Annotated in this window: 1 protein-coding gene; it reads right to left on the bottom strand. The window is 62.7% G+C overall.

Annotated features, from left to right (window positions below; all coding sequences use genetic code 11):
- A partial coding sequence (locus DM374_RS32975; RefSeq protein WP_157969848.1) for an immunoglobulin-like domain-containing protein occupies positions 1 to 244 on the bottom strand: 244 nt, incomplete at both ends.

The following is a 244-nucleotide window of genomic DNA, read 5'->3' as shown; positions in this document are numbered from 1 at the left end:
GGACAGGGTCAGGCCGGTGGTGTCCAGACGAGCCGGATCGTCGGTGACGACGGTGGTCGGAGTGCCTGCGGTTTCCAGGTGCTCGTAGTTGCCACCAGTCACGCCGGTGATGCTGTTGGTCAGTGGCGTGTTGGTGTTGAGCACGTTGTTCGGGGCAATGAAGTCCACCGAGCCGCTCGAAGCGTTGACCGGGATGGTGATCGATTGACCGTTAGCCAAAGTGATGACCAGCGGGGCGCCGGTG

The sequence above is a fragment of the Pseudomonas huaxiensis genome, from assembly GCF_003231275.1.
Classification (GTDB): Bacteria; Pseudomonadota; Gammaproteobacteria; order Pseudomonadales; family Pseudomonadaceae; genus Aquipseudomonas; species Aquipseudomonas huaxiensis.
This window is presented reverse-complemented; position numbering and strand designations above follow the sequence as displayed.